The sequence below is a fragment of the Mesorhizobium escarrei genome (genome assembly GCF_935825525.1).
GTDB classification, from domain to species: Bacteria; Pseudomonadota; Alphaproteobacteria; order Rhizobiales; family Rhizobiaceae; genus Mesorhizobium; species Mesorhizobium escarrei.
On sequence record NZ_CAKXZT010000119.1, the window covers coordinates 1 to 23,727 of the forward strand.

Sequence of the window (23,727 nt, forward strand, 5' to 3'; positions counted from 1 at the left end):
CCATCGCCTCTACTCGACCGAAGTTAGGAACTCCCGCGCTCTTTCGGGTCAACTCAGGCCACGTGCTTCCTGATCGTGCCGGATTTCCCTTGTGCGCCGGGCGCAAAAATCTCCTGGTCGACGAAGCTCAGCGCCCGCATGGCGCAGCCTTCGCGGATCAGCGGCAGCTCGTTCGGCTCGGTGTCGAAGGAAATCGAACCCGAATGCTGGCCGCCGGCGGTCTGGGCGATGGCCTCGCGCAGGGCCGGCTCGATCAGGTCGAAGGCGGCAGCGCTGGCGCCGACCATGGCCACCGGCGCCGGATCGATCAGCGCGAACAGGCTGCCGAGCCCGAAGCCGAGCGCTTCGCCGGCCCTGCGGTAGGCTTCGCGCTCCGGTCCGTCCATCTCGCGCGCCCTGTCCGCCAGTGCCTGCATCTCGGCATCGCTGACATCGGCGACCGGCTCGGCGTTCTCGCTCAATTGCCTTGCGTTGCGCCAGATAGCGTAGTTCCCGGCATAAGCCTCGACGCAGCCGCGCCGCCCGCAGCGGCAAAGCGCGCCGCCCGGCCGATGGATCATGTGGCCGAATTCGCCGCCTGAGGAGTGGGTGCCGGTGAACAGCTCGCCCTTCAGCACCAGCCCCATACCGATGCCGTGCGAGAGCAGGATGGCGATGAAATCGTCGCGATAGCGATTCGGGTCGCGCCAGCGCAGCGCCACGGCCATCATGTTGCAGTCGTTCTCCATGATGGCCGGGATGCCGAACTCGCGTTCCAGAATGTCGGCGAAGGCGATGTTCGTCTGCGGCGTGATCGGCGACCACAACATGGCGCGCGCATGCGAATCGGTGATGCCCTGGATCGCCAGCGCGATGCGGGCGACGCTTTGGACATCGAGGTCGGGATCTTCGAGCCGGCGCCGGACGATGGCGACACATTCGCCGATCAACTCGTCGCGCGACATGGTCAGCGTGTCCAGCCGGCGCTGTTCCTCGGCGACCACTTGTCCGGCATAATCGATGACGGCGACCGACAGGAAATTCAGCGACAACACGACGGCCAACACCGCAGCGGCTTGCGGATTGAGGCTGAGGCCGACCTGCGGTCGGCCGCGTTTCATCGAAACCGTCTCGCTCGCCTTGCTCTCGGCCAGGATGCCTTCCTGGATCAGGTCGGAAGAGATCGCCGATATGGTCGAATGGCTGAGGCCGGTGGTTGCCGCGATCTCGGTCCGCGACGGCTGGCCTGCCCGGCGCACGGCCGAAATCACCATCGCCCGGTTGCGCCGGCGCAAATCGTCATGACGGATTCCCACCGACATCTTTGCTTCCTTTTCATCGCCGCGGCCGCTCATGAATCGGAAGCCGTCGATAATGTCCGACAAATACTGGCAGAAGCAGCGGGCCCTGTCATTATTTATTCCGAGACTCGAAAAAAGTCGGCAGACGCATCAAAGTCCATCAGGATTGATGTTGACAGCGCTTCAGCGTTGGACCAGTATTTTTTCGGTGCTCGAAAAAATAGAGCCTTTTACCGGCCTTCGGGCCAGTTTTGTCGCGCCCTATGCGGCGCAGGGAGGAATATCATGAACAGATTCGCAGCCGCTATTCTGGCGGGGGTCGCCATGTCGCTGACGCTCGCGTCGGCCGCACAGGCCAAGGACAAGGTCATTGGCGTTTCGTGGTCGAACTTCCAGGAAGAGCGTTGGAAGACCGACGAAGCCGCCATGAAGGCGGCGATCGAGGCCGCTGGCGACAAATATATTTCCGCTGACGCGCAGTCCAATCCCGGCAAGCAGCTGACCGATGTCGAGAGCCTGATCTCGCAGGGCGCCAACGCCCTGATCATCCTTGCGCAGGATGCCTCGGCCATCGGTCCGGCGGTGCAGAAGGCGCTGGACGAAGGCATTCCGGTCGTCGGCTATGACCGGTTGATCGAGAACAAGGACGTTTTCTATCTGACCTTCGACAACCAGGAAGTTGGCCGCATGCAGGCCCGCGAAGTGTTCAAGGTGGCGCCGGAAGGTAATTACGTCTTCATCAAAGGCTCGGGGGCCGACCCGAATGCCGATTTCCTGTTTGCCGGCTCCATGGAAGTGCTCAAGGATGCCATCGACAGCGGTAAGATCAAGAATGTCGGCGAGGCTTATACGGACGGTTGGCTTCCCGCCAACGCCCAGAAGAACATGGAACAGTTCCTGACCGCCAACGACAACAAGGTCGATGCGGTGGTTGCCGCCAATGACGGCACCGCCGGGGGCGTCGTCGCGGCGCTGACGGCGCAAGGCCTGGCCGGATCCGTCCCGGTTTCGGGCCAGGACGGCGACCATGCCGCGCTGAACCGCATCGCGCTCGGCACGCAGACCGTCTCGGTGTGGAAGGACGCGCGCGAGCTCGGCAAGAACGCCGCCGAGATCGCCTCGCAGCTGGCCGACGGCAAGCAGATGACAGACATTGCCGGCGTCAAGGACTTCACCACGCCGGGCAGCAATGTCGTCAAGTCGCTGTTCCTGACGCCGATTGCCATCACCAAGGACAATCTCAACGTCGTCATCGACGCCGGCTGGATCAAGAAGGAAGAGGTCTGCGCCGGCGTGGCGGCGGGCACTGTCCCGGTCTGCAACTGATCCGCCTTCGCCAAGAAGCCTGAAACGCCGCGGCTTCACGCCGCGGCGTTTTTTCAAAAAGAATTGTTTTTCCGCTTCTCGCGGGAAACTTCTAAGCTGCTTCCGGCATCCGCGGCAGACGGCAACCCGGTGGAGGACATCATGACCGACGCGACTTCCAACACGCCGGCTGTCGATCGGGCGCGTGAATCCGAGCTCAGCCCGGTCGGCCGCTTCCTTAAGGCAACCGAGCTCGACATACGCATGCTCGGCATGGTCGGCGCGCTGCTGGTCATCTGGGTTGGAATCCACATCCTGTCGGGTGGGCTTTTCCTCACGCCGCGCAATCTCTGGAACCTGTCGGTGCAGACTTCCTCGGTCGCGATCATGGCGACCGGCATGGTTCTGGTCATCGTGATGCGCAACATCGATCTTTCGGTCGGCTCCGTCGAAGGCGTGATCGGCATGGTGATGGGCGTTGCGCAGGCAGAATTCCTCATCCGTGTCATCGGATTCCAGCTTGGAAATCCCTGGATATGGGTCATCGCATTGGCTGCCGGCGTGGCGCTCGGCCTCATCATCGGCGCGCTTCAGGGCTTCATCATCGCCTATCTCGAGGTTCCGGCCTTCATCGTGACGCTGGGCGGCCTGCTGATCTGGCGCGGCATGGCGTGGCTGATAACGAGCGGGCGCACCGTCGCGCCGCTCGATGCCACCTTCCAGCTCATGGGTGGCGGGCCGCGTGGCTCGATCGGGGCGACCGCGAGCTGGATCGTCGGCATTCTCGCCTGTGTGGCCGTCGCCTTGATGCTGCTCAACGGCCGGTCGCAGCGCAAGCGCTTCAAGTTTCCGCTGCGCCCGGTCTGGGCGGAGAGCTTGCTTGGTGTTGTCGCCTGCGCCGCCATCCTCGGCGCCGTCTGGATCGCCAATTCCTATCCGTGGCCGATCGGCATCGTTCGCCAGTACGCCCAGCGGAACGGCATCACCGTCCCCGAAGGCGGGCTGTTCATCGCCCATGGCATCGCCATACCGGTGCTGATCGCGGTCGCTGTCGGCATCGTCATGACCTTCATCACCCGGCGCACCCGTTTCGGCCGTTATGTCTTTGCCATCGGCGGCAACCCGGAAGCGGCGGAACTCGCCGGCATCAACACGCGCTGGGTGACCATGAAAGTGTTCATGATCATGGGCGTCCTGGCCGCGATCAGCGCGGCGATTGCTTCGGCCCGCCTCAATGCGTCGACCAATGCGCTGGGGACGCTGGACGAGCTTTTGGTCATCGCCGCAGCCGTCATCGGCGGCACGTCGCTGGCCGGCGGCTCCGGCACGGTGCTCGGCGCCATGCTGGGCGCGCTGCTGATGCAGTCGCTGCAGTCCGGCATGGTGTTGCTCGGCATCGATTCACCGCTTCAGAGCGTCGTCGTCGGCGCCGTTCTGGTCGTCGCTGTCTGGCTCGACACCGTCTATCGCAAGCGGGTCTGAGCATGATTCCGAGCCGAAGGTCCGCGTCAGCGAAATTTGGCCATCCGTTTCGGTTCAACATCATGCTCGGCAAAACCATAGAGAGGAACGATCATGGCTGACACGACTGCTCCCACGCCACTGATCGATATGCACAACATCTCGATTGCCTTCGGCGGCATTCGCGCCGTCGACGATGCGTCGATCGATCTTTTCCCGGGCGAGGTCGTGGCGCTGCTCGGTCACAACGGTGCGGGAAAGTCGACGCTGATCAAGATCCTGTCCGGTGCCTACAAACGCGATTCGGGCCAGATCTTCGTCAATGGCGAAGAGGCTTCGATCGCCAATCCGCGCGACGCCAAGAAATACGGCATCGAGACGATCTACCAGACGCTGGCGCTCGCCGACAATGTCGACGCCGCCGCCAACCTCTTCCTCGGCCGCGAGCTGATGACCGGCTGGGGCACGCTCGACGATGGCGCCATGGAGGCCGAGGCGCGCAAGGTGATGGGCAGGCTCAATCCCCGTTTCCAGCGCTTTAAGGAGCCGGTGGTCAAGCTTTCGGGCGGCCAGCGGCAGTCGGTGGCGATCGCGCGCGCCATCCTGTTCAACGCCCGCATCCTGATCATGGATGAGCCGACGGCGGCACTGGGACCGCAGGAAACGGCGCAGGTCGGCGAACTGGTCATGCAGCTCAAGGCCGACGGCATCGGCATCTTCCTGATCAGCCATGACATCCACGATGTGTTCGAGCTTGCCGACCGCGTCTGCGTCATGAAGAATGGTCGGGTCGTTGGCACGGCGCGCACCGGCGACGTGACCCAGGACGAGGTGCTCGGTATGATCATCCTGGGCAAGTGTCCGCCCGGCGCCATTCCGGGGCCAGGCGCGCTGAAGATCGCCGCCTGAAGCGTCAAATGCCTGTCATGTGATATGCCAGCCGTCATGATGGTTTGGCCGCGCCATTGTGTTGCCACGGGGACTTGCCCATAAGATGGGGAACCATGGGTCGCAGCAGCAACTTGAAGAAGTTCTTCCCGATCGTCGCTTTCATTGCCGTCGCGCTGATCAGCCTGACAATGGCGGGATTCGCCTATTTCGCCACGCAGGAAGCGGCGCGCATCAAATTCGAGGCGACGGCGGACGACGCCCTCAACCGGATCGATAGCCGCATCGACCTGCATCTGTCGATGCTGCGATCGACACATGCGCTGTTCGAGGCTCGCAATGGTGACATTTCGCGGGGCGAGTTCAAGGCGTTCTTCGATGCGCTGGGTATCAACGACAATTTCGCCGGCCTGCGCGGCATCGGCTTTCTCCGGCTGGTGAGAGCCGGCGACGAGGCAGCGGTCGAGCGTGCCATTCTGCACGACTATGGCGCCAGCGATGCGATCTATCCGGCCACGACAACGCTGCCATGGCGTACGCCCATCACGCTGTTCGAGCCGCTCGACCCTTCCAATCAATCCGGCATCGGCTACGACATGTTCACCGAACCGGTGCGGCGCGAGGCGATCGAAAGGGCGATGGCCGACAACCAGCAGCACGCGAGCGGGCGCGTGCAGCTAGGCCAGGAAACAGGAGCTGCGCAGACCTTCACCGGCTTCCTGGTCTTCGTGCGGCTCAACATCGAAACCGCGGCGGACGGCATCGATGCGTCCAGTTCCTCGACAACAGGCTTTCTTTATGCGGCGTTCCGCGCCCGCGACCTGTTCCAGACCGCGCTCAGCCGGACGCCGCTGCTGCCGGTCAACATCGAAATCTATGACGGCAAGGTGGACGCCGACCATCTTTTGTTCCAGTCGGAAACGCCCCCGGCGTCGGGCTTCGGCGACAGGTTGCTGGTTTCTCGCGAGCTCACCATCGCCGGACGTCCATGGACCATCCTGTTCAGGCCGACAAGCGCCTTCTCGCAACCTTCCTCGCGCGCCATCCCGGTGATGCTCGGCCTGTTCGGACTGCTGCTCGCGGGAACCATCGCGCTGGTGGCACGCTATCAGGAGCGGGCCTATGACGCGGTCTCGCTGCTTCATGAGACGACGGAAAAAAGCCTGCTCGAAAAAGACCTGATGCTGCAGGAGATGAAGCACCGTATCAAGAACTCGATCACACGGGTGCTGGCGATCGCGCGCCAGACGGCGTCGCACGCCACCGACGTCCACGAGTTCTCGTCCTCCTTTTCGGCCCGGCTGCAAGCGATGGCGGCTTCCCAGGACATGCTGACGCGCTCGCGCTGGCAGAAGGCCGATCTCGGCGATCTCTTGCGCATCGAGCTTGGCCAGGTGTTCGGCAAGGAGCTTCCCGAGGGGATCTTGTCGGGACCAGAGGTGTTGCTCGACGAGACGACGACGCAGGCGCTCGGCCTGACCTTTCACGAACTGGCGACGAACGCGCTGAAATATGGCGAAACCGGCAATTCGGCCAATATTAGGAACGGCGACTGGTCGCTCAAGGTCGACTGGTCGGTCGAAGGCCACAGGAGCGACCGGACGCTGGTTCTCAACTGGCGCGAAGCCGGCCAGAAGAAACTCGAACCACCTGTCAAAACCGGTTTTGGCACCAAGCTGATCGATTTGAACGTCACGCGCGAATTGCGCGGTACGATCAATCGCGATTTTCATAATGGCGGGTTGAGCGTGGAAATCAGGATTCCGCTGTCGGGCTGAAACGCTGTCGCAAACCGACCGTTTTCGAAGGCGCAATTAAACAGAGACAGGCTCGTCCGGTCTCCGCTTCTATTGCCTCTTGCGTTTGAAACGGATTAGCAGCGAGCCGTAAACAGACGGCCACGGTTGTCGCGGTACTGGCAATAGCCATTGCGCAGGTTGCGTACCAGCAGGCCGGAACCGGCACCGATGGCTGCGCCCACCAGCGCACCCTTGCCGCCGTCAATCAGGCCGCCGGCCAGAGCGCCGACACCGGCGCCGACGCCGACATCCTGCTCGGTGGTGCTGCAACCGCTGACCGCGATCACGGCAACCATGGCAATTATCATCTTCCGCATAGGGTCACTCCTCGCCTTTGTCCTTGTGGCTCCACTCGTCACTTATCATGCGAAAAAGCGTTTTGCCTGCTCGATTTCATTTTTGGCTAAGATAATCTTTTTCGGGGCGCGCGCCGCTCGAGGCAAGCTCAAGGCTGGAGATCTCCACGGAAGCATCGAGCGTGCCGTCCGGGCGCACGTTCCAGACGATCTGGTCGTAATCATCCTCAAGCGCCGGATCGACGGAAAGGCATTTGGCAATGATGCGCGGAGCCTGACCCTGCACATCGTGCAAGGCAAACGGACGCGCGGCGGTGCACTCCTGAGCGGTTTCGAAAACGCTCACCGATACGGGCAATTCGCGACACTCGGTCATCGTGTTCGAGCAGCCGATGACGAGCAGCACGGCAGCGATATGTTCCATGGCGGCGCTCCTCCCGCCATAGAACGGGCCACATCCGCCAAAGTTCCTGCGATGCAGGTTGGCGCGACTGATTGGAGAAACAGACCGGCGTGAGCCAAGCACGAGCCGCCGGCCACTTTGCTCTGACGCTCTAGACCAACTGAAACGCGGCGGCCACGACGACCACGGCAGCCAGCCCGATTGCGGCGAGGCCGGGGATCGGGAGGGAAGCACGGGGCGATGGAATTGCGGATGCTTCGATATCCTGAAACCCGCTCATCGAAACGCGTGCGGCCTGTTCCAGCCTGTTGATGTCGGCAGCCGTCAAAGCCATTCCTCCCGTACCGCGCAGCAACTGCGATCGAAAACCTCATGCGGAGAGTGTGTCTGAGAAAAACAGCATCGAACTTTATGGTGAACAGATGGTTAAGGCCGGCGCGGTCGGCCAATTCCAGCCATCTTGGCCCCAACCCGCTTGGCCCCAGCCCTCTTGAGCTCGGCTGTTGTCCCTTCAATCCGTCTCGAAATTGCCGCGAGGAACGACGAGATGATATTCGAGACGATCCCCGGTGATTTCAAGTTTCGCCGTACCGTTCAACGACGCAGGCACGACGCGCTCGAGCGCGACGCTGCCAAAACGCTTCTCGCTGGGCTGATTGTCATTGGCTCCGATGGCCTCGGCCCATGTCAGCGACAGCGCGGTCTCGCCAGCGGAAGCCGCCGTCAGATCGGCCGTCACCTCGACGAATCCGTCGGCTCGCGACAGAGCGCCGTAGCTGACAGAATTGACGGCAAGCTCGTGCATGGCCAAGCCGATATGCAGGGCGGCATTGGGATTGAGGTATGGGTTTGCACCGCGAAAACGCAGGCTGCGCACAGGGTCGGCTCCATAGCGGCCGACCTGGCCGGACACCAATTCGCGCAGTGCCGCTCCTCGCCAGTTGGACGACGTCACCAGGTCCTGGGATGAGGCAAGCGACTGCAGCCGGCCGCGAAAGCGTGTCAGGAAATCACTGAGCGTGTCCGAATAACGGCTGGTCTGGGTGGCGATGCTCTGGATGATGGCCAAAAGGTTCTTCGAACGGTGGCTGACCTCGCGCAGCAGCGTCTTCAGTGTTTGCTCGCGACGTTTCTGCTCGGTCGTTTCGACCATGGTGGTGACGACGCCCTGCACGGCGCCGCCGTCGTCATGATCCGCGTCCACCCATATCTGGAACCAGCGAGCGCCATCGTCGGCGGGAATGCTGAGCTCAAGATGTTCCGGATTGCCGGATACGACGACCTTGCGTTTGGCTGCGCCGATGCGCTCCGCCTGGGCCGGCGGCAGGATGCCGTCGCCCGTGTCGGAAACCCCCGTGTCGGAAACCCAGGGCGGGCGCATGTTGCGGGCCCAGACGGTTTTCATCTCGCGATCCTGATAGAGAACCGAAATACCGGCATTGTGCAGCGCATGGAGAAGGGCCCGGCCAAGCTGCATTCCACTCTCAGCGGACTGCAAAGCGATGATCTCATCGCTCCGTCCGCTGTCTTTCATGTCTCCGGTTCTGGATTGCATCGGACGCTTTACCCGCCGCATCCGTGCTGAACGGCTGACGGAAAAATGGGTTCCCAAAAAGAAGTCCGCCGAGCGACGTCCGGCTAAGGACACCGCCCGGCGGTAGCTGGAAACCGCTTGAGGGGTGCGGCTCCCAGTGTTCCATCGCAGCTCACGACGCGCGTTTAAACAAGCCAGCAATAAGCGAAATGATCAGGAAAGCGAGGAAGATGAAAAACAATATCTGCGCTATACCAGCCGAGGTGCCAGCGATTCCGCCGAAACCAAGTGCGCCTGCAATGATCGCAACGACGAGAAATACGAGCGCCCAGTAAAGCATGGTCCATCTCCTTTCAAATAGTATCGCAAAAACGTCTTTCGCTGCCGTTTGTTCCAACTTTTCTCGAAAAAGACGATCCCTGGAAGCTTTCCGGCTCGAATTGACTCGACTTGGATCGTCATGCGCAGGGAGTTGCAAGTGACGGTCGCCGGCCGCAAGCGGCCAGCTCTATCCATCTGCGGAAAACGGGCCATCTGCGGAAAACGGGCGATCAGAGGGCTTGTGGAAAGGGGCGCTGAAGCCCGGGCTGCCCGGTCCTATGCAGCGGCTTTCGCATGCCGGTCGAAGAACAGCGCCTGGCTGATCAGGGCCTTGACCATCTCCGGATTGAACGGCTTGGTGACGAGGAAGGCCGGCTCCGGCCGCTCGCCGGTAAGGAGGCGCTCGGGAAAAGCGGTGATGAAGATCACCGGCACCGGGGTGGAGGACAGGATCTCGTTGACCGCTTCGATGCCCGAGCTGCCGTCGGCAAGCTGGATGTCGGCCAGCACCATCTTCGGCCGCGTCTTTGCGAACATCGCCACCGCCTCGGCATGGGTACGCGCCGTTCCGACAACGCGATGGCCCAGGCTCTCGACCATTTGCTCGATGTCCATGGCGATCAGCGGCTCGTCCTCGATGATCAGCACATCGGTTGCCACCTGGCGGGAAATCTCGTTGCTGGCCTCGGCAAGAAGCTCGGAGAACTCCTGATCGTCGACGTCGAGAATCTCCGCCGCCTCGTCTTCGCTGAAACCTTCGACGGCGACCAGCAGGAAGGCCTGGCGGGGACGGGGTGAGATCGCGTTCAGATTGGCGGCGGCGCGCTGTTCCCACGCCGACTGCGGGTGTTCCTGCGGAACGCGGATGGCGACCGAGGTGAACAGCCTGGCGAAGACCTTGTAGAGCGCGATGCGGTCGTTCGACGCGTTCGGAAAGATGTCGACGTCGGCGATGATGGCTTCGAGCATCGCGGCGACCAGCGCGTCGCCACTCTCCTGCGATCCGGAGACGGCCCGCGAAAAGCGGCGCAGGAACGGCAGGTGTGGAGCGATGGTTGCGGATAGGCTCATGATGGACGTCTCCCTCTGACGTAATTGCATAGGTTGGAGGCCAAGCTGATGACAAGCCCCGAAAACAAACCCTGAAAACATAAACGCCGGCTTTCCGAAAAAGTTCCGAGGCTTGGAACTAATACAAGAGGAAGGCGTTTGAGATCGGGACGGGCAACCAGACGAGGGGGCCGCCTGCTTTGCGTCGTATATTGAAGGGCGGCAGGGTACTGGGAACAAAGGGCGAAATGGCGACATGAGGAAAGACAACACGGCTGGCGCTGCAACGAACAGGCGCCGGGCTGCTTCCGGCGACCCGCTCGGGCCAAACTCGGAAATCGGCCGCAAACTCAAACAATATTACGACGAGCTGGTCTCCGACGCCGTGCCGGATCGCTTTGCCCAATTGCTCAGCCAGTTGGAACAGGCCCAACCTGCACGGAAAAAGGACTGAGGCATGGCGGCCGTCTCCCAAAGCTTCAAGACGGATCTGCTCGCCTCGATTCCGAGCCTGCGGGCCTTTGCCGTGTCATTGACGCAAAATGCCGACAAGGCCGACGATCTGGTGCAGGAAACGCTGGTGAAGGCGTGGGACAAGCATGAAAGCTTCGAGCCGGGCACCAATCTCAAAGCATGGCTGTTCACCATCCTGCGCAACGAATTCTATTCGCAGATGCGCAAGCGCGGCCGCGAGGTGCAGGATAGCGACGGCATCATGACCGCCAGGCTAGCCGTCCATCCGGCCCAGCACGGCCAGCTTGACCTCAAGGATTTTCGGAGCGCGCTCGAGCAATTGCCCGAGGACCAGCGCGAAGCCATCATCCTCATCGGCGCGTCGGGCTTTTCCTACGAGGAAGCCGCCGAAATTTGCGGCTGTGCGGTCGGAACGATCAAGAGCCGCGTCAGCCGCGCCCGCACGCGGCTGCAGGAAATCCTGAAGATTTCCGGCGATGACGAGTTTGGCCCGGATGCGATTTCGGCTCAGGTGACGGGGTCGAACGCCGCCTGAATACGGATCACCGGCAATGTGGGACCGTGTAGTGGGCTCCGGTTTCAGGACATCAAACAACAGGTCCGCGCCCGCACGCCGACGCCACTGCCTCCACGAGATCGTCTCCCGAATAGGGTTTGGTGACCAATCTGACATCCGGAAACGCCACCTTGATTTCGTCCATGTCGGAATAGCCCGAGGCGAAGACGAAAGGCACGCCCGATTCGCGCAGCCGCGAAGCGAAATCGAGTGTCGAAGTGCCGCCCAGCATGAGGTCGACGATGGCCGCGTCGAATCGCGAGGCAATGCTCTGCCGATCGATCTCAGCCAGATTGCGGGCGATGACCACATCGCCGGCGCCATAGTCGCGGCAAAGCTGCTCGACATCCATGGCGATCAGGAATTCATCCTCCAGAACAAGAATCCGCAATCCGTCCAGCAATCGGGGCACGTGGCAATGTCTCCGTGGGGCGCAGGGAACAGGGAGCGCAAGGGATAGAGGAGTCATGATCTCTATTTGGCTTCCTGTCATTTAAAGTTATTTCGCATCCTGTCATTTAAAAAAGACATGCCGCCGCAGATGGCGGAACCTCGACGCCTGCAGGGCGTTTGCTCTCGCCCTCCGGAAGAGGGCCGCTTCGAAGAGGGATTGAAATGTCTGGCCAGAACGGCCGTTCCTTGTCCGCCCGCCGGTATTCATGTGAGAACTGCCCACTGCGGCCGTTGCCGGCGTTCCGGGCATTCGAGAAGCAGGAACTCGTCTTCGTCAATGGGTTCAAGAAGGGCGAACTGACTGTCGACAAGGGCGACACGGTTCTGGTTGAGGGAAGCCACAGTGCCCATCTGTACACAGTGCTGTCGGGTTGGGCTTTTCGCTACAAATTGCTGCCGGATGGCCGCCGGCAGATTCTGAACTATTCCATGCCAGGCGATCTCATCGGCCTGCAAGGCAGTCTGATGGGCGAAATGCAGCACTCCGTAGAAGCGCTGTCGCCGATGCTGCTCTGCCTCTTCGAGCGGGAGGCCCTCCCCGAACTCTACCGCAGCCATCCGGGTCTCGCCTACGACATCACCTGGATCGCCTCGCGAGAGGAGCGCATGCTCGACGAGAATCTGCTCAGTGTCGGCAGACGCACCGCGCTGGAGCGTGCTGCCTATCTCATCGCCTTCATCTCCAGTCGCGGCAGGGCGGTCGGATTGAACGGCAGGACGCCCGTGCAGATTCCGATCACACAGCAGCACCTCGCCGATACGCTCGGCCTGTCGCTGGTCCACACCAACAAGACGATCCGCAAGCTGATGGACCGCAAGCTTATCTTCTGGCGCGACGGCGGCTGCGAGGTGGTCGACAACGAAAGGCTCAAGGAACTCGCCCGCTGGGAAGGGTTGAGCGAAGATCGCCGACCGCTGATCTGAGCGGCTACCGGAGACGTGCCGGGCTGGACTCGGCTGCGCAAACACCCTTTCATGGGAGTTGTTCCGATTTCGGAACCTTGGGGTGGGTCGAACGTTTCGACCCGAGCAAACGCAAGGAGTCAAGCAATGGCGACTGCCGCAGGAAAGTCCCCGAACGAAAGCCGGCCGAATTCGGACCTTGAAGACGACATCAGGCAACTGAAAGTCGACATTCAGAAACTCACCGAACAGCTGGCCGAGACCGGCCAACATGGTTACGGGGCGGCTCGTCGCGTTGCTGCGGAAGGGGTCGAGCAATTGCGCGCCCAAGGCGAAGCAGCCTTTGAAAATGTGCGCAGCAACGCCAGGGATATCGAAGCTCAAGTGGTGGCGAGCGTGCGCGAAAAGCCGGTGACGTCGCTGGCAATCGCGGCAGGCGTAGGCTTTCTGTTTGCGCTTCTCGCGCGCCGCTAGTCTCAGCCCAGATGGGAATGCTGGCATCGTTACTCTCGGGCCTCGCCTCGGGTGAAGCCGTCGCAGCACTGCGCCGCGCGCGCACGGCTGCAACCGTCTATGGGCTCGCAGCACTTGCAGCACTGTGCGGCCTCGGTTTCCTCGTCGGAGCGGCCTATGTCTCGGTGGCCGGTCGCTACGGGCCGATGGCAGCCTGCCTTGGCTTCGGGGTCGGCTTCCTGGTGATCGCAGGGCTCCTCCTGCTCGTCCATCAGCTGTCGGCCGGCGCGCGCGCTCGACGCCGGGCGCGGAGGCGCAATGCCGATATGAAGGCGGTCGGCATCACGGCGGCGCTCGCCGTGCTGCCGGCGCTACTCAAGGGGAAAGGCGGCCTCGGCACCATACTCGCCCCGGCGATAGCACTCGCCGCCTACGCCATCTACCGCGAGAACACAAAACCCGATGCCGACGATCCGGATGCCGGCGAAGCGAAATAGCTCGAAGCGGGCAATGATCCGAAAACCGGGTTCCACTTTCCCTGACGCGGACCTTCGAGTCGGGATCAATGCTCGAGCCGTCACTTCGCCAGATCTTCCAGCGGCATCGATATTTCGGCGAACACGCCTTCCGGCCGGAATTCGTGGGTCACTTCACTGGAGATGACCTTGGCCAGGCTGCGGCGGATCAGGATCGAGCCGAAGCCTTGGCGTTCGGGCGAGGCAACTTCGGGCCCGCCGCTTTCGCGCCAGGTCAGCACCAGGCGCCGAGCGCCTTTCCGCCCCTGCGCCTTCCAGTCGAGATCGACCTTGCCCGAAGCTGCCGACAGCGCTCCGTGTTGCAGCGCGTTGCTGGCCAGTTCATGCAGGATCAGGCCGAGCCCGACTGCCTGGTCGGGCGAAAGCAGCAGATCGGCGCCTGAGATCGTCATGCGCGGCTGTTCGGCGGTGTCGAACGGCTTGACCTCGATTTGCACGAGTTCGCGAATGCCGATGCCGCGCCACTCGCGGTCCGACAGCAGGCTGTGGGCGGCGCCCAGCGCCTGAAGCCTGGCGCTGAAGGCGTCGAGGAAATCCCTCGGCTGGCGGGCATGGCGAACTGTCTGCGTCGCCAGCGCCTGCACGGTCGCCAGCGTGTTCTTGACGCGATGGTTCAGCTCGCGCAGCAACAGCCGCTGCCGCTCATCGCCGAGCTTGCGCTCGGTGACGTCGTAGTTGACCCCGAAGATCAGCGTCGGCTTGCCGTCGCCGTCGCGCTCGATGACCCGGCCGCGCGTAGCGAGCCAGCGCGGCGGACTGAGGCCCTTGACGCGGTATTCGCCAAGATAATCGTCGCCGCCGCTTAGCGCGTCGCGAAAGCGCGTCTCGGTCTCGTAGACGTCACGCGGGTCGATGGCGGCAAGGATATCGCGCGCCCTCAGCCGGGTCGAGCGCGGCAGGTCGAACAGCTCGGATAACCGGGCATCGCATTCGATCATGTCGGTATGGATATCCCATGCCCAGCTCGCGAGCGATGCGGCATCGAGCGCAATGCCGCGCCGCTTTTCCTCCCGTGCCAGCGCCGCTGCGGCGCTGGCGCCGCTGCGGGTGGCGTCCTTCAATGCGAACAGGCTGGCGGCGAGGCTGGCGAGCGCCGTCAATTGTTCGAGCTGGGCGGCAGACGGCGACCCGCGCGGCTTCCGGTCGAACACGCTGAGCGTGCCTATCCGGGCGCCGGCCACCACAATCGCCGCACCCGCATAGAAACGGACATGATGCTCGCCAGTGACCAGCGGGCTGGCGTTGAAGCGTGAATCCGTGGTCGCATCGGTCACCACCATCGGCTCGTCGCCGGCGGCAATGGTGTGGGCGCAGAAAGATGTGTCGGTCGCGGCCTCGGTCTCGTCCAGGCCGACATGGGATTTGTACCATTGCCGTTCGATATCGAGCAGCGTCACCAGCGCGATAGGCGCTTGCATCGCCGCGGCGGCAAGACCGCTGATATGGTCGAAGTCGGGATCGGCCGCCGTGTCGATTGCATCGAGACTGTGGAGGACGGCAAGCCGGTCCTGCGCCCTTACCACGCCAAGGACATCGACCGGCAGATTCGGCTTCATCTCTACCCTGCTATCCACACGGCTTCCCCCCACGAAAAAAATGCATCGGCTTGCTGCCATTCGCGCCAGGCCCAGTTGCCTGGCTCTGAAACCGGAACCTTCGCCTTGAGGAACCGTTACCCAACCACATTTTGGCAGCCGCGCCCGCCGGCGCCAACCGACATACCAGCGCCAACCGAAATGGAGGCCGATCATGCCCAGGATCGTTCCTGAAGACAAAGCCCGCCAGGGACGCTGGGGGTGGCACACTTTTCGCATCTTGATCGCTGCGCTGCTTTTGGCGTTTATCGCCTGGGGCATCGCGGAGATCTACGGCAACATGATAGACAGGACGCCGACAACCGAACAGGGCGAACTCCCCAGGAACGAACAGGGCGAGACACCCAAGGGCTGAGGCCTTCCGATCGACTATGCCGGGACGCATCACGCGGCCTTCGCCTGGACAGCGTGCGCCGGAACGAGAACATTCAGCGCGCCAGGATGGATTTCGATCGTGGTTTTGCTTTCAAGCCTGACCAGTTCGCCATCCATGACGGCGCGAAGCTTCTTGGCCGCCGAGTGGACTTTCAAAACAACCCGGTCGGCCTGGTGGATTTCGACGTGCTCACTGTTGCGCCATTTGCCGCGCGCCACGTCGAAGAGGAACCTGACCAGTTCGCCACGCCGTCGCGCCACCGTGACATAGATGCCAAGCACGCCGCCGGCGGGATTGTCGGCATAGGGCAGATGACCCTCACCGAACAGATTGTTGGTGATGCCGATGCCGATGGTGCGCGTCACGATCTCGGCTTCGCCGATGATCAGCGTCACCTTCATTGCCGACGGGTTGTTGATTGCCGCCCAGGCAGCCTTCACCGAAGCCCGCATCTTTCCCAGCCGCGAGCCAAATTCCATGGTCTGGCGAAGCTGAACCATCCTGGCATGCATGCCGATCGAGAATTGATGCACGAATGGCTGGCCGTTGGCGGTCGCTATATCGACTGCAATCACCTCGCCGTCGGCAAAGGATTTCACAGCCGCGTCAAGGGTCTGTGGGACGCCGAGCCCGCGTGCAAACAGGTTCATCGTGCCAGCCGGTAGAATGGCAAGTGCTTTCTTCCTGCCCATCAACCGAGCCGCCGCGGCCGAAATGGTGCCATCGCCGCCACCGGCCAGCACAATGTCGACACTGTGCCTGGAAGCGATGCGGTCCAGCGTTGCTACGATGTCCTTGCCGGCAACGATTTCGATATCGATGCAGTGACCTGCTGCCTCCAATGTCTGGCGCATTCGGTCGGTGAAGGCGGAGAGATCAATGGTGCGCAGGGTGCCGCCCTCCTGGTTCAGCACCGCCGCAAATCGCATTCCCCCGCTCCGATTTTTCTTGGCAACCATTGGATGATCATCGGCCGCAACAGACCGAGCCATGGGTCGAAACGGGGCGGTTGAAAAAAAGTTCCGCAGCTCTAACGAAAATACAGGAGCCAATCTCGCCCGGCTAAACGCATGATTGAGCGCGATTCGGGTGGTTTTTTCACAACGCTCGCGATGGTGTCGGAACAACGGCGCGGTCACGACGTTGTGAATGTGTAACGCCGCGACCGATCTCCCCTGGTCGCGGCGCGAGATAACGCACGAGGAGGATTACGATGATCCGCACCCTTTTATCCACCACCGCACTGGCAGCGTTGATTGCGACCGGTGCGTATGCGCAGGAAGCCACAACCCCGGCGCCGACCCAGGACCCGGCGGTCCAGGAGACCGCTCCGGCGGCTCCGGTTGCGCGCGCCGAGGGCAGCCTGATGACCAATATCATTGGTGAATCGGTCTATAACGGCACAGGCGACGACGCCGAGAACATCGGTGAAGTTAGTGATGTCGTCTTCGATGAAAACGGTCAGGCGAAATCCGTCGTCATCAGCGTCGGCGGCTTTCTTGGCGTCGGTGCCAAGAATGTCGCTTTCGACTACAACAAGCTGCAATGGGCCGAACGGAATGGTGACCGCTGGCTGATCGCCGAAACCACCAAGGACGAGTTGACGGCTCAGCCGGACTTCGACCGTAAGCCTTACGATCCGGCTCCTGCGGCCACGGCTACGGCTCCCGCACCATCGACCTCGACGGATACGACCGCGCAGAATGCGCCGGCGGCTCCAGCCGATAGCACCGCAGCTCCGGCCGAACCTGTGAAGCGTGCCGACGGTAACCTCGCCACCAATATCATCGGCGAAACCGTCTACAACGGCACTGGCGACGACGCTCAAAACATTGGCGACGTGAACGACATCGTTCTGGCCAAGGATGGCAAGGCCGAGTCGCTGATCATTGGCGTCGGCGGCTTCCTTGAGGTTGGCGAAAAGAATGTCGCCTACGAGTTCGATAAGGCCAAGTGGGCGGAAAGGGACGGCGATCGCTGGCTGGTCGCCGAAACCACGAAGGAAGACCTGGAGGCGTTGCCGGAGTTCGACCGTGACGCCTATGATCCCGCCCCGGCGACAACCGCATCGACTGACGCGGCGACGCCTGCGCCAGTGATCACCACCCCTGCTGTCACTCCAGCCCCGGCGGAGAAGACCGCGGAAGCTCCCGCGGCAACGCCTGAACCCGCTGCTCCGGCACCGGCGGACAAGACGGCGCAGGCCCCAGCGCCGGCGCCTGACACCACTGCTCCGGCGCCAGCGGACAAGACGGCGGAGGCTCCGGCTGCAGCAACCCCTGACGCAACGCCCGACCAGACGCAGACCGCGGCGATCGACAAGTCGGCGCTGACTGAAATGCCGGTCGACAAGATCCGCTCCGAGGACCTGGTTGGAACCACCGTCTATGGCGCCAACGATGTCAACCTCGGTGAGATTGGTGACGTCGTGCTGACGGGCGACAAGAAGGTAGACGCCGTCATCATCGACGTCGGCGGTTTCCTCGGGGTTGGCGAGAAGGAAGTGGCAATCGGCATGGAAAACCTTAAATTCATGACCGACAAGGATGGCAACCGCTATCTCTACACGAACTTCACCAAGCAGCAGCTCGAGGCGCAGGCCCCCTATGACAAGGCCACATACACGCAAAACCGCGACACCCAGCGCATGATGATGCGCTAGCTTGCTCCAACGACGAAGAGGCCCGTGCCGGCAAGGCGCGGGCCTTTTTCATGGCTGGGAAAATGGCAGGCCTGCGACGCGGCCGGCAACGCCATTCTCGGTCAGTTCGGCAAGCGCCAGCGACTGATCGAGATGTTCGGCCCGCCAGGCAAGCAGCCTTTCGGCAAGCTCCAGCCGGACCGGCAGATAGGCGGGATCGGCAGCGACATTGGTTAGTTCGTCTCGATCCTGCTCCAGGTCGAACAGCAGCGGCGGCAGGCCGCCGCCGAAATGTACATATTTGAATTGTTGCGTGCGGATGACGGCCAGGTTGCACTGGCGCGAACCGATGCCGAAATGGCACTCGGCATCGCCGTCGGCAACCGAGCGGAAATCGAACTCCCAATGCGCGGCTTCGCGCCAATTGCCCGGTTCCCGCGCATCCAGGAACGCCTTCAGCGATTGTCCGTCGAGGTGCGGCGGGGATGCCTCGCCAAGCAGATCGAGCAATGTCGGTGCTATGTCCACCGCTTCGGTGAAGCGGTCGACGCTGGCGCCGGCCGCCTTACGGCGACGCGGGTCGCGGATGATCAGCGGAATATGAAAACTTCCGTCGAAGAAGCCGCCCTTGCCCAGCATGAAATGGTCGCCCATCATCTCGGCATGGTCAGAGGTCAGCACGATGATGGTCTCGTCCCAGGCATCCGCCGCCTTGAGCGCCTGCCAGATCCTGCCAAGCTGCGCGTCGACTTCCGAGGTCATGCCGTAATAGAGGGCGCGGATGCGGCGAAAATTGTCGTCGCCCCAGTCGCGCACCTTGCCCTCGGCGCCGGGGCGGAAATTTGCCCGCTGCTGCTGGCCAAGTTCATAGGCGAGGTAGGGATGGCTCTGCGCCTCGGCCTGCCAACTCGCGGCGCGGCGGAAAGCTGTGCCGTCGGCTGGATCATACATGCTGTTGTAAGGCTCCGGCACGATGAAGGGCGGATGCGGGCTGAGGAAGGAAAGATGCGCGAACCACGCTGTATCGCGCTCCTGCTCGCCCAGCCAGCGGGCGAATTCGCCGGTCAGGAAAGCGGCTGGGGTCTCGTCCTTCGAGTAGACGGGCGGTGAGGTGGTCACGGCGCTGTCCGTCGTAGCACCAACGATTTCGTCCGCTGGGCGATGGATCTCGGGGAAACCGGCGCTGCTATCGATGCCGCGCGCCTTGAGCCATGACAGCCACGGTTTCTGGTGCTCCGGCAGGAGTTGGCGCACGGTGAAGCCGGGCAGCACGCCTTCATAGCTTTTCAGCCGCGGGTCGCCTGGCGCCAGCGTGCGTGGATCGGGCGACACGTCGGTATAGCCGAACAGCGTCGGATCATAGCCCAGACTGCGTGCTGAGAGCGCGATGTTGCCATGGCGGGCGTCGAGCGGCGTGCCGTTGCGGCAGACGCGGTTGTTCATCTGGTACAGGCCGGTGTAGAGGCAGGCGCGTGCCGGCGAGCAGGGCGCCGCCCCGCCAAAGTGCTGTCGAAACAGCACTCCCTCGGCGGCGAGCGCATCGGCATTCGGCGTTCGCACCACCTTGTGGCCTGCCGCCGACAGGCAGTCGCCGCGCCACTGGTCGCAGGTGATCAGGAGAATATTCGGGCGTCTGTCTTTTCTGACCAATGCTGTGTCCTTCATTGAAAACCTGCCGCGAATACCTGCCGCGCATGGAGCCGAATTTTTGTGGCGAAACAAGCCTCAGGTATTCGCTAAATGGTGAACAAATGGCGTTTTATTGTTCACTTATAGAGCACAGTCCATCTGTGTTTGCGACCTTGGCCGAAGGCTGGCGGGTCCTCATATTGGCGTGGACCGCGGCATGGGCCGCACAGGACAAGGGAAGGAGCAGGAAAATGCTCGACCAGATCAAGGGACTGCATCACGTCACCTCGATGGCCAGGGATGCGCGCCAGAACAACGAGTTCTTCACTAAAAAGCTCGGCCTGCGCCGGGTCAAGAAAACCGTCAATTTCGACGCGCCGGATGTCTACCATCTCTACTATGCCGACGAGCTCGGCACGCCCGGTTCGGTGATGACCTATTTTCCGTTCCCCAATATCGGCAAGGGCCGCTACGGCGTCGGCGAGGTCGGCACCACGGTCTATTCGGTGCCCGAAGGCACGCTTGCCTATTGGGAAAAGCGTTTTGCCGATGAGGGCGTCGCTGGGATGTCGCGCCAAGAGAGCTTCGGCGAGAAGCGCCTTGGCTTCGCCGGTCCCGATGGCGATGGGTTTGCGCTGGTCGAGAACAAGGCCGACACCCGCACGCCGTGGGCGAAGGGCGATGTTCCGTCCGACGAGGCGATCCGCGGCTTTCACTCGGTGTCGCTCAGGCTGAAGGATGGCGGCGCCACAGAAGAGCTGCTGAAATTCATGGGCTATGAGGAAGTCGACACGTCCGGCACTGTAAAAAGGCTGGCGGTGAAGGACGGCAACGGCGCCAACATCGTCGATATCGAATCGCTGCCGGGCGCCGCTTTTGCCGATCTCGGCGCCGGCTCGGTCCACCACGTCGCCTTCGCTGTCGAAAACCGCGCCAAGCAGCTCGAAGTACGCAAGGCGCTGATCGACACCGGCTACCAGGTGACGCCGGTGATCGACCGTGACTATTTCTGGGCGATCTATTTCCGCACGCCGGGCGGCGTGCTGTTCGAAGTCGCCACCAACGAGCCGGGCTTCGACCGCGACGAGGACACCGCCCATCTCGGCGAGGCGCTGAAGCTGCCGTCGCAGCACCAGCATCTGCGGCCCTATCTCGAGCAGCATCTGCAAAAGCTGGAAGACTGAAAGCGCATCGCGTTTGACCAGATTGGGCGACGTGCTTTTAGTTTAGTTTTCTGCATATCGTTATCGCAAAACCGCTGCGCACCCTCGGTTCAAGCTCGAGGGCATGCTTTTGTGCGGCATGAATTAAGGACAAAGCCATGAGCAAGGACGCTCATACCTACAAGACACTGCCTGGTTCGCCTGATGGATCGCTGCTCTTCGTCTTCCACGGCACCGGGGCCGACGAGAGCCAGCTTCTGTCGCTCGGGCGCGATCTCGCGCCGCAGGCGACTATTGTTTCGCCGCGCGGCGATGTCTCGGAACACGGTGCTGCGCGCTTCTTTCGCCGCACCGGCGAGGGCGTCTACGACATGGACGACCTGGCGCGGGCGACGGACAAGATGGTTGGCTTCGTCAAGGCACATGTCGAGGCGGCAAAGCCCTCGTCGGTGCTTGGCCTCGGCTATTCCAACGGCGCCAACATCCTGGCCTCGGTGATGTTCGCGGTGCCCTCTCTGTTCGATGCGGCGGTGCTGATGCATCCCCTGATTCCATTCGAGCCGGAGGTGAAGGGCAGCCTGGCCGGCCGCCGCATCCTGGTCACGGCAGGCAAACGCGATCCGATCTGCCCGCCGAACCTGACCGCTCGGCTCGAAGCCTATTTGCGCGCCGATGGCGCCGATGTCACAGTGGAGTGGCACGACGGCGGCCATGAGGTGCAGTCGAACGAGATCGAGGCGGCGCAGCGGTTCCTGTCCGCTACGCCGGCAGAAGGAGCGTAAGCAATGCCTGACCAATTGCCGGAGATCGAACTGGAGGATCGCGGTTCCAAGGGCCGTTATCTGTTGCGCGGGCCTGATGGCGCCGAGGCGGAGATGACGTTCACCAAGATCGGCGAGCACCAGATCATCATCGACCACACCGAAGTGCCGGATGCGTTTCGCGGCCAGGGCGCGGGGCTTAGGCTCGTCACCCGCGCCGTCGAGGACGCGCGCGCGGCGGGCAAGAAGATCATTCCGCTCTGCCCGTTCGCCAACGCACAGTTCCGACGTCATCAGGAGTGGGCTGACGTGCTGAAGCAATAGCTTTGATCCTAGCGCCAAGCCTCGGCGCACGATGACGGTTGAGGGCGGGCAGCCACAAGTGCACGCATGGCAGATCGCCAGTGGGTTGTCTCACCCACTGGGGGTCTTGCCCAGTCGTCGTCTTGCCTAGTGGGGATTGCCTTGCCTAAGTAGGTATATTGCCCGCCCGACCAATCGAACCGAAATGACCCCTTGATGACCGAAACCGATCTTGTTCCCGTCTTCGACGGCCACAACGATACGCTGCTCAGGCTCTATCAGTCGAAAGACGCGGATGTCGAAAAGCTGTTCATCGAGGGAACATCAGGTGGCCACATCGACCTGCCGCGCGCGAAACAGGGCGGCTTTGCCGGCGGCATGTTCGCGATCTTCCCACCGCCGGTCGAGAAATCCAAGCGCAGTGCGGTTCCTCCCGCGCCGAGCGATATCGAGCCCTTGCCGCCCGAAATTCCGCGCGCCGACGCGCTTGCTTCCACCATCGCCATGGCCTCGATCCTGTTCAGGCTGGAACGAGCGTCGGCGCTCACCGTCTGCCGCAGCGCCGGTGACGTGCGAAACGCGATGGCGCAAGGGTCGATCGCAGCGGTGTTCCATATAGAAGGCGTCGAGGCCATCGACCCCGAACTGACCATGCTCGACGTGCTGCATGCGGCAGGCTTGCGCTCGCTCGGCATCGTCTGGAGCCGCCCGAACGCTTTCGGCCATGGCGTGCCGTTCCGTTTCCCGTCGACGCCCGACACCGGACCTGGCCTGACCGATGCCGGCAAGGCGCTGGTCAAGACCTGCAACCAGCTCGGCATCATGGTGGATCTTTCGCACCTCAACGAAAAGGGGTTTCGCGACGTCGCCGAGATCAGCGACGCACCGCTGGTCGCGACCCATTCCAATGTCCATGCGATCTGCGGCCATTCGCGTAACCTCACCGAATGGCAGCTCGGCGCGATCCGCGACTCGGGCGGCATGGTCGGGCTGAATTTCGCGACCGGGTTTTTGCGCGAAGACGGCAGGATGAATGCCGATACCAGTCTCGACATCATGGTGCGCCATGTCGATTCACTGCTGCAGGCGCTGGGCGAAGACGGCGTCGGACTCGGGTCCGACTTCGACGGCGCCATGATCCCGGCTGTGGTCGGCGACGTCACCGGCCTGCCGAAGCTGCTCGATGCGTTCGCCGAACGCGGCTTCGGTCGCGCGCTGATCGAGAAAATCGCCTACCGCAACTGGATCAGCATGCTGGAAAAATCCATTGGCTAATTGCGCGAGGATTGCTCGAAGCCCAGGCGCTCCAACCAATCCAGGCCGACGCCACGGTCGCGGATGATCGGCAGCGGATCCGTCGAATCCAGCCACGCGCAGATGCGGTAGACTTCCAGCGTCTCGGCATTCATCTCGGCGCGCTTGTAGAAGAACATGGCGGCGGCGTAGCGGGTGCGGCCCGACCATTTTTCACCGAGCGGCGTGGTGACCAGCTGCCACTGCTCAGCGGCTTCCCAATCGAATTCGTGCTTGTCTGCCTCGTCCGCCAT

Annotated in this window: 28 protein-coding genes; 16 read left to right on the forward strand and 12 right to left on the reverse strand. The window is 62.4% G+C overall.

Features of this window, described 5'->3' with window-relative positions:
- Positions 1-53: 53 nt before the first annotated feature.
- Entirely contained in the window at positions 54-1,301 is a 1,248-nt protein-coding gene (locus NMG80_RS11370; protein ID WP_254018173.1) for an ROK family protein, read from the reverse strand.
- Between the two features lie 52 nt (positions 1,302-1,353).
- On the opposite strand from NMG80_RS11370, the gene NMG80_RS11375 reads away from it, so the two are divergent.
- The 5 genes from NMG80_RS11375 to NMG80_RS11395 all read left to right on the forward strand — a co-directional run bounded on the left by NMG80_RS11375 (position 1,354) and on the right by NMG80_RS11395 (position 6,712).
- Positions 1,354-1,569, forward strand: a complete 216-nt coding sequence (locus tag NMG80_RS11375; RefSeq protein ID WP_254018174.1) for a hypothetical protein — start codon at positions 1,354-1,356, stop codon at positions 1,567-1,569.
- Positions 1,566-2,606 (forward strand): D-xylose ABC transporter substrate-binding protein, encoded by a 1,041-nt coding sequence (xylF, locus tag NMG80_RS11380; RefSeq protein WP_254018175.1) that lies wholly within the window; start codon positions 1,566-1,568, stop codon positions 2,604-2,606. Before NMG80_RS11375 ends, xylF begins: the two co-directional genes overlap by 4 nt.
- Positions 2,607-2,747: 141 nt before the next feature.
- Positions 2,748-4,067 (forward strand): sugar ABC transporter permease, encoded by a 1,320-nt coding sequence (locus tag NMG80_RS11385; protein ID WP_254018176.1) that lies wholly within the window; start codon positions 2,748-2,750, stop codon positions 4,065-4,067.
- Between the two features lie 93 nt (positions 4,068-4,160).
- Positions 4,161-4,955 (forward strand): ATP-binding cassette domain-containing protein, encoded by a 795-nt coding sequence (locus tag NMG80_RS11390; protein WP_254018177.1) that lies wholly within the window; start codon positions 4,161-4,163, stop codon positions 4,953-4,955.
- 113 nt (positions 4,956-5,068) lie between these two features.
- Positions 5,069-6,712 carry a CHASE domain-containing protein gene (locus NMG80_RS11395; protein WP_254018178.1) on the forward strand — a complete coding sequence of 548 codons (1,644 nt, stop codon included), beginning with the start codon at positions 5,069-5,071 and terminating at the stop codon, positions 6,710-6,712.
- 95 nt (positions 6,713-6,807) lie between these two features.
- On the opposite strand, the gene NMG80_RS11400 is transcribed toward NMG80_RS11395, so the two are convergent.
- The 6 genes from NMG80_RS11400 to NMG80_RS11425 form a co-directional block, all read right to left on the reverse strand.
- Positions 6,808-7,050, reverse strand: a complete 243-nt coding sequence (locus NMG80_RS11400; protein ID WP_254018179.1) for a YMGG-like glycine zipper-containing protein — start codon at positions 7,048-7,050, stop codon at positions 6,808-6,810.
- A gap of 76 nt (positions 7,051-7,126) precedes the next feature.
- Positions 7,127-7,453, reverse strand: coding sequence for a hypothetical protein (locus tag NMG80_RS11405; protein ID WP_254018180.1), 327 nt, complete (start codon positions 7,451-7,453; stop codon positions 7,127-7,129).
- A 130-nt stretch (positions 7,454-7,583) separates the two neighbouring features.
- Positions 7,584-7,766, reverse strand: a complete 183-nt coding sequence (locus NMG80_RS11410; protein ID WP_254018181.1) for a hypothetical protein — start codon at positions 7,764-7,766, stop codon at positions 7,584-7,586.
- A gap of 177 nt (positions 7,767-7,943) precedes the next feature.
- Positions 7,944-8,987, reverse strand: a complete 1,044-nt coding sequence (locus tag NMG80_RS11415; RefSeq protein ID WP_254018182.1) for a sensor histidine kinase — start codon at positions 8,985-8,987, stop codon at positions 7,944-7,946.
- 151 nt (positions 8,988-9,138) lie between these two features.
- Positions 9,139-9,306, reverse strand: coding sequence for a DUF1328 domain-containing protein (locus tag NMG80_RS11420; protein WP_023797107.1), 168 nt, complete (start codon positions 9,304-9,306; stop codon positions 9,139-9,141).
- A gap of 257 nt (positions 9,307-9,563) precedes the next feature.
- A complete protein-coding gene (locus NMG80_RS11425; RefSeq protein ID WP_254018183.1) occupies positions 9,564-10,358 on the reverse strand; it encodes a response regulator in 795 nt (264 codons plus the stop codon).
- Positions 10,359-10,593: 235 nt separating this feature from the next.
- Between NMG80_RS11425 and NMG80_RS11430 the strand changes: the two genes are divergently transcribed.
- Positions 10,594-10,791, forward strand: coding sequence for a NepR family anti-sigma factor (locus NMG80_RS11430; protein ID WP_254018184.1), 198 nt, complete (start codon positions 10,594-10,596; stop codon positions 10,789-10,791).
- A gap of 3 nt (positions 10,792-10,794) precedes the next feature.
- Positions 10,795-11,346 carry an RNA polymerase sigma factor gene (locus tag NMG80_RS11435; RefSeq protein ID WP_023797110.1) on the forward strand — a complete coding sequence of 184 codons (552 nt, stop codon included), beginning with the start codon at positions 10,795-10,797 and terminating at the stop codon, positions 11,344-11,346.
- 52 nt (positions 11,347-11,398) lie between these two features.
- Here the strand turns inward: NMG80_RS11435 and NMG80_RS11440 are convergent, their stop codons facing one another.
- A complete protein-coding gene (locus NMG80_RS11440) occupies positions 11,399-11,719 on the reverse strand; it encodes a response regulator (RefSeq protein ID WP_436798603.1) in 321 nt (106 codons plus the stop codon).
- Between the two features lie 263 nt (positions 11,720-11,982).
- Between NMG80_RS11440 and NMG80_RS11445 the strand changes: the two genes are divergently transcribed.
- The 3 genes from NMG80_RS11445 to NMG80_RS11455 all read left to right on the forward strand — a co-directional run bounded on the left by NMG80_RS11445 (position 11,983) and on the right by NMG80_RS11455 (position 13,673).
- The gene (locus NMG80_RS11445) at positions 11,983-12,744 is read left to right on the forward strand and encodes a Crp/Fnr family transcriptional regulator (RefSeq protein ID WP_254018186.1); all 762 of its coding nucleotides are present in this window, start codon (positions 11,983-11,985) and stop codon (positions 12,742-12,744) included.
- A 126-nt stretch (positions 12,745-12,870) separates the two neighbouring features.
- Positions 12,871-13,197, forward strand: coding sequence for an ElaB/YgaM/YqjD family protein (locus NMG80_RS11450; protein ID WP_077373244.1), 327 nt, complete (start codon positions 12,871-12,873; stop codon positions 13,195-13,197).
- An 11-nt stretch (positions 13,198-13,208) separates the two neighbouring features.
- On the forward strand, positions 13,209-13,673 hold the full coding sequence (locus tag NMG80_RS11455; protein WP_254018187.1) for a hypothetical protein: 465 nt from the start codon (positions 13,209-13,211) through the stop codon (positions 13,671-13,673).
- Positions 13,674-13,753: 80 nt separating this feature from the next.
- On the opposite strand, the gene NMG80_RS11460 is transcribed toward NMG80_RS11455, so the two are convergent.
- Positions 13,754-15,268 (reverse strand): sensor histidine kinase, encoded by a 1,515-nt coding sequence (locus NMG80_RS11460; RefSeq protein WP_254018188.1) that lies wholly within the window; start codon positions 15,266-15,268, stop codon positions 13,754-13,756.
- A gap of 193 nt (positions 15,269-15,461) precedes the next feature.
- Between NMG80_RS11460 and NMG80_RS11465 the strand changes: the two genes are divergently transcribed.
- Positions 15,462-15,662 (forward strand): hypothetical protein, encoded by a 201-nt coding sequence (locus tag NMG80_RS11465; RefSeq protein WP_254018189.1) that lies wholly within the window; start codon positions 15,462-15,464, stop codon positions 15,660-15,662.
- Between the two features lie 29 nt (positions 15,663-15,691).
- Here NMG80_RS11465 and NMG80_RS11470 read toward each other — a convergent pair whose 3' ends face one another.
- Positions 15,692-16,612 carry a diacylglycerol/lipid kinase family protein gene (locus NMG80_RS11470; RefSeq protein ID WP_254018190.1) on the reverse strand — a complete coding sequence of 307 codons (921 nt, stop codon included), beginning with the start codon at positions 16,610-16,612 and terminating at the stop codon, positions 15,692-15,694.
- Positions 16,613-16,896: 284 nt separating this feature from the next.
- Between NMG80_RS11470 and NMG80_RS11475 the strand changes: the two genes are divergently transcribed.
- Complete coding sequence (locus tag NMG80_RS11475) at positions 16,897-18,345, forward strand: PRC-barrel domain-containing protein (RefSeq protein ID WP_254018191.1); 1,449 nt, start codon at positions 16,897-16,899, stop codon at positions 18,343-18,345.
- 48 nt (positions 18,346-18,393) lie between these two features.
- Here NMG80_RS11475 and NMG80_RS11480 read toward each other — a convergent pair whose 3' ends face one another.
- Positions 18,394-19,989, reverse strand: coding sequence for an alkaline phosphatase family protein (locus NMG80_RS11480; protein WP_436798588.1), 1,596 nt, complete (start codon positions 19,987-19,989; stop codon positions 18,394-18,396).
- A 215-nt stretch (positions 19,990-20,204) separates the two neighbouring features.
- Between NMG80_RS11480 and NMG80_RS11485 the strand changes: the two genes are divergently transcribed.
- The 4 genes from NMG80_RS11485 (at position 20,205) to NMG80_RS11500 (ending at position 23,455) form a co-directional block, all read left to right on the forward strand.
- Positions 20,205-21,137, forward strand: a complete 933-nt coding sequence (locus NMG80_RS11485) for a VOC family protein (protein WP_254018192.1) — start codon at positions 20,205-20,207, stop codon at positions 21,135-21,137.
- Positions 21,138-21,274: 137 nt separating this feature from the next.
- On the forward strand, positions 21,275-21,898 hold the full coding sequence (locus tag NMG80_RS11490) for an alpha/beta hydrolase (protein WP_254018193.1): 624 nt from the start codon (positions 21,275-21,277) through the stop codon (positions 21,896-21,898).
- A gap of 3 nt (positions 21,899-21,901) precedes the next feature.
- Positions 21,902-22,201, forward strand: coding sequence for a GNAT family N-acetyltransferase (locus NMG80_RS11495; protein WP_077373222.1), 300 nt, complete (start codon positions 21,902-21,904; stop codon positions 22,199-22,201).
- 195 nt (positions 22,202-22,396) lie between these two features.
- The gene (locus NMG80_RS11500; RefSeq protein ID WP_254018194.1) at positions 22,397-23,455 is read left to right on the forward strand and encodes a dipeptidase; all 1,059 of its coding nucleotides are present in this window, start codon (positions 22,397-22,399) and stop codon (positions 23,453-23,455) included.
- On the opposite strand, the gene NMG80_RS11505 is transcribed toward NMG80_RS11500, so the two are convergent.
- Complete coding sequence (locus NMG80_RS11505; RefSeq protein WP_254018195.1) at positions 23,452-23,727, reverse strand: hypothetical protein; 276 nt, start codon at positions 23,725-23,727, stop codon at positions 23,452-23,454. The genes NMG80_RS11500 and NMG80_RS11505 overlap by 4 nt on opposite strands.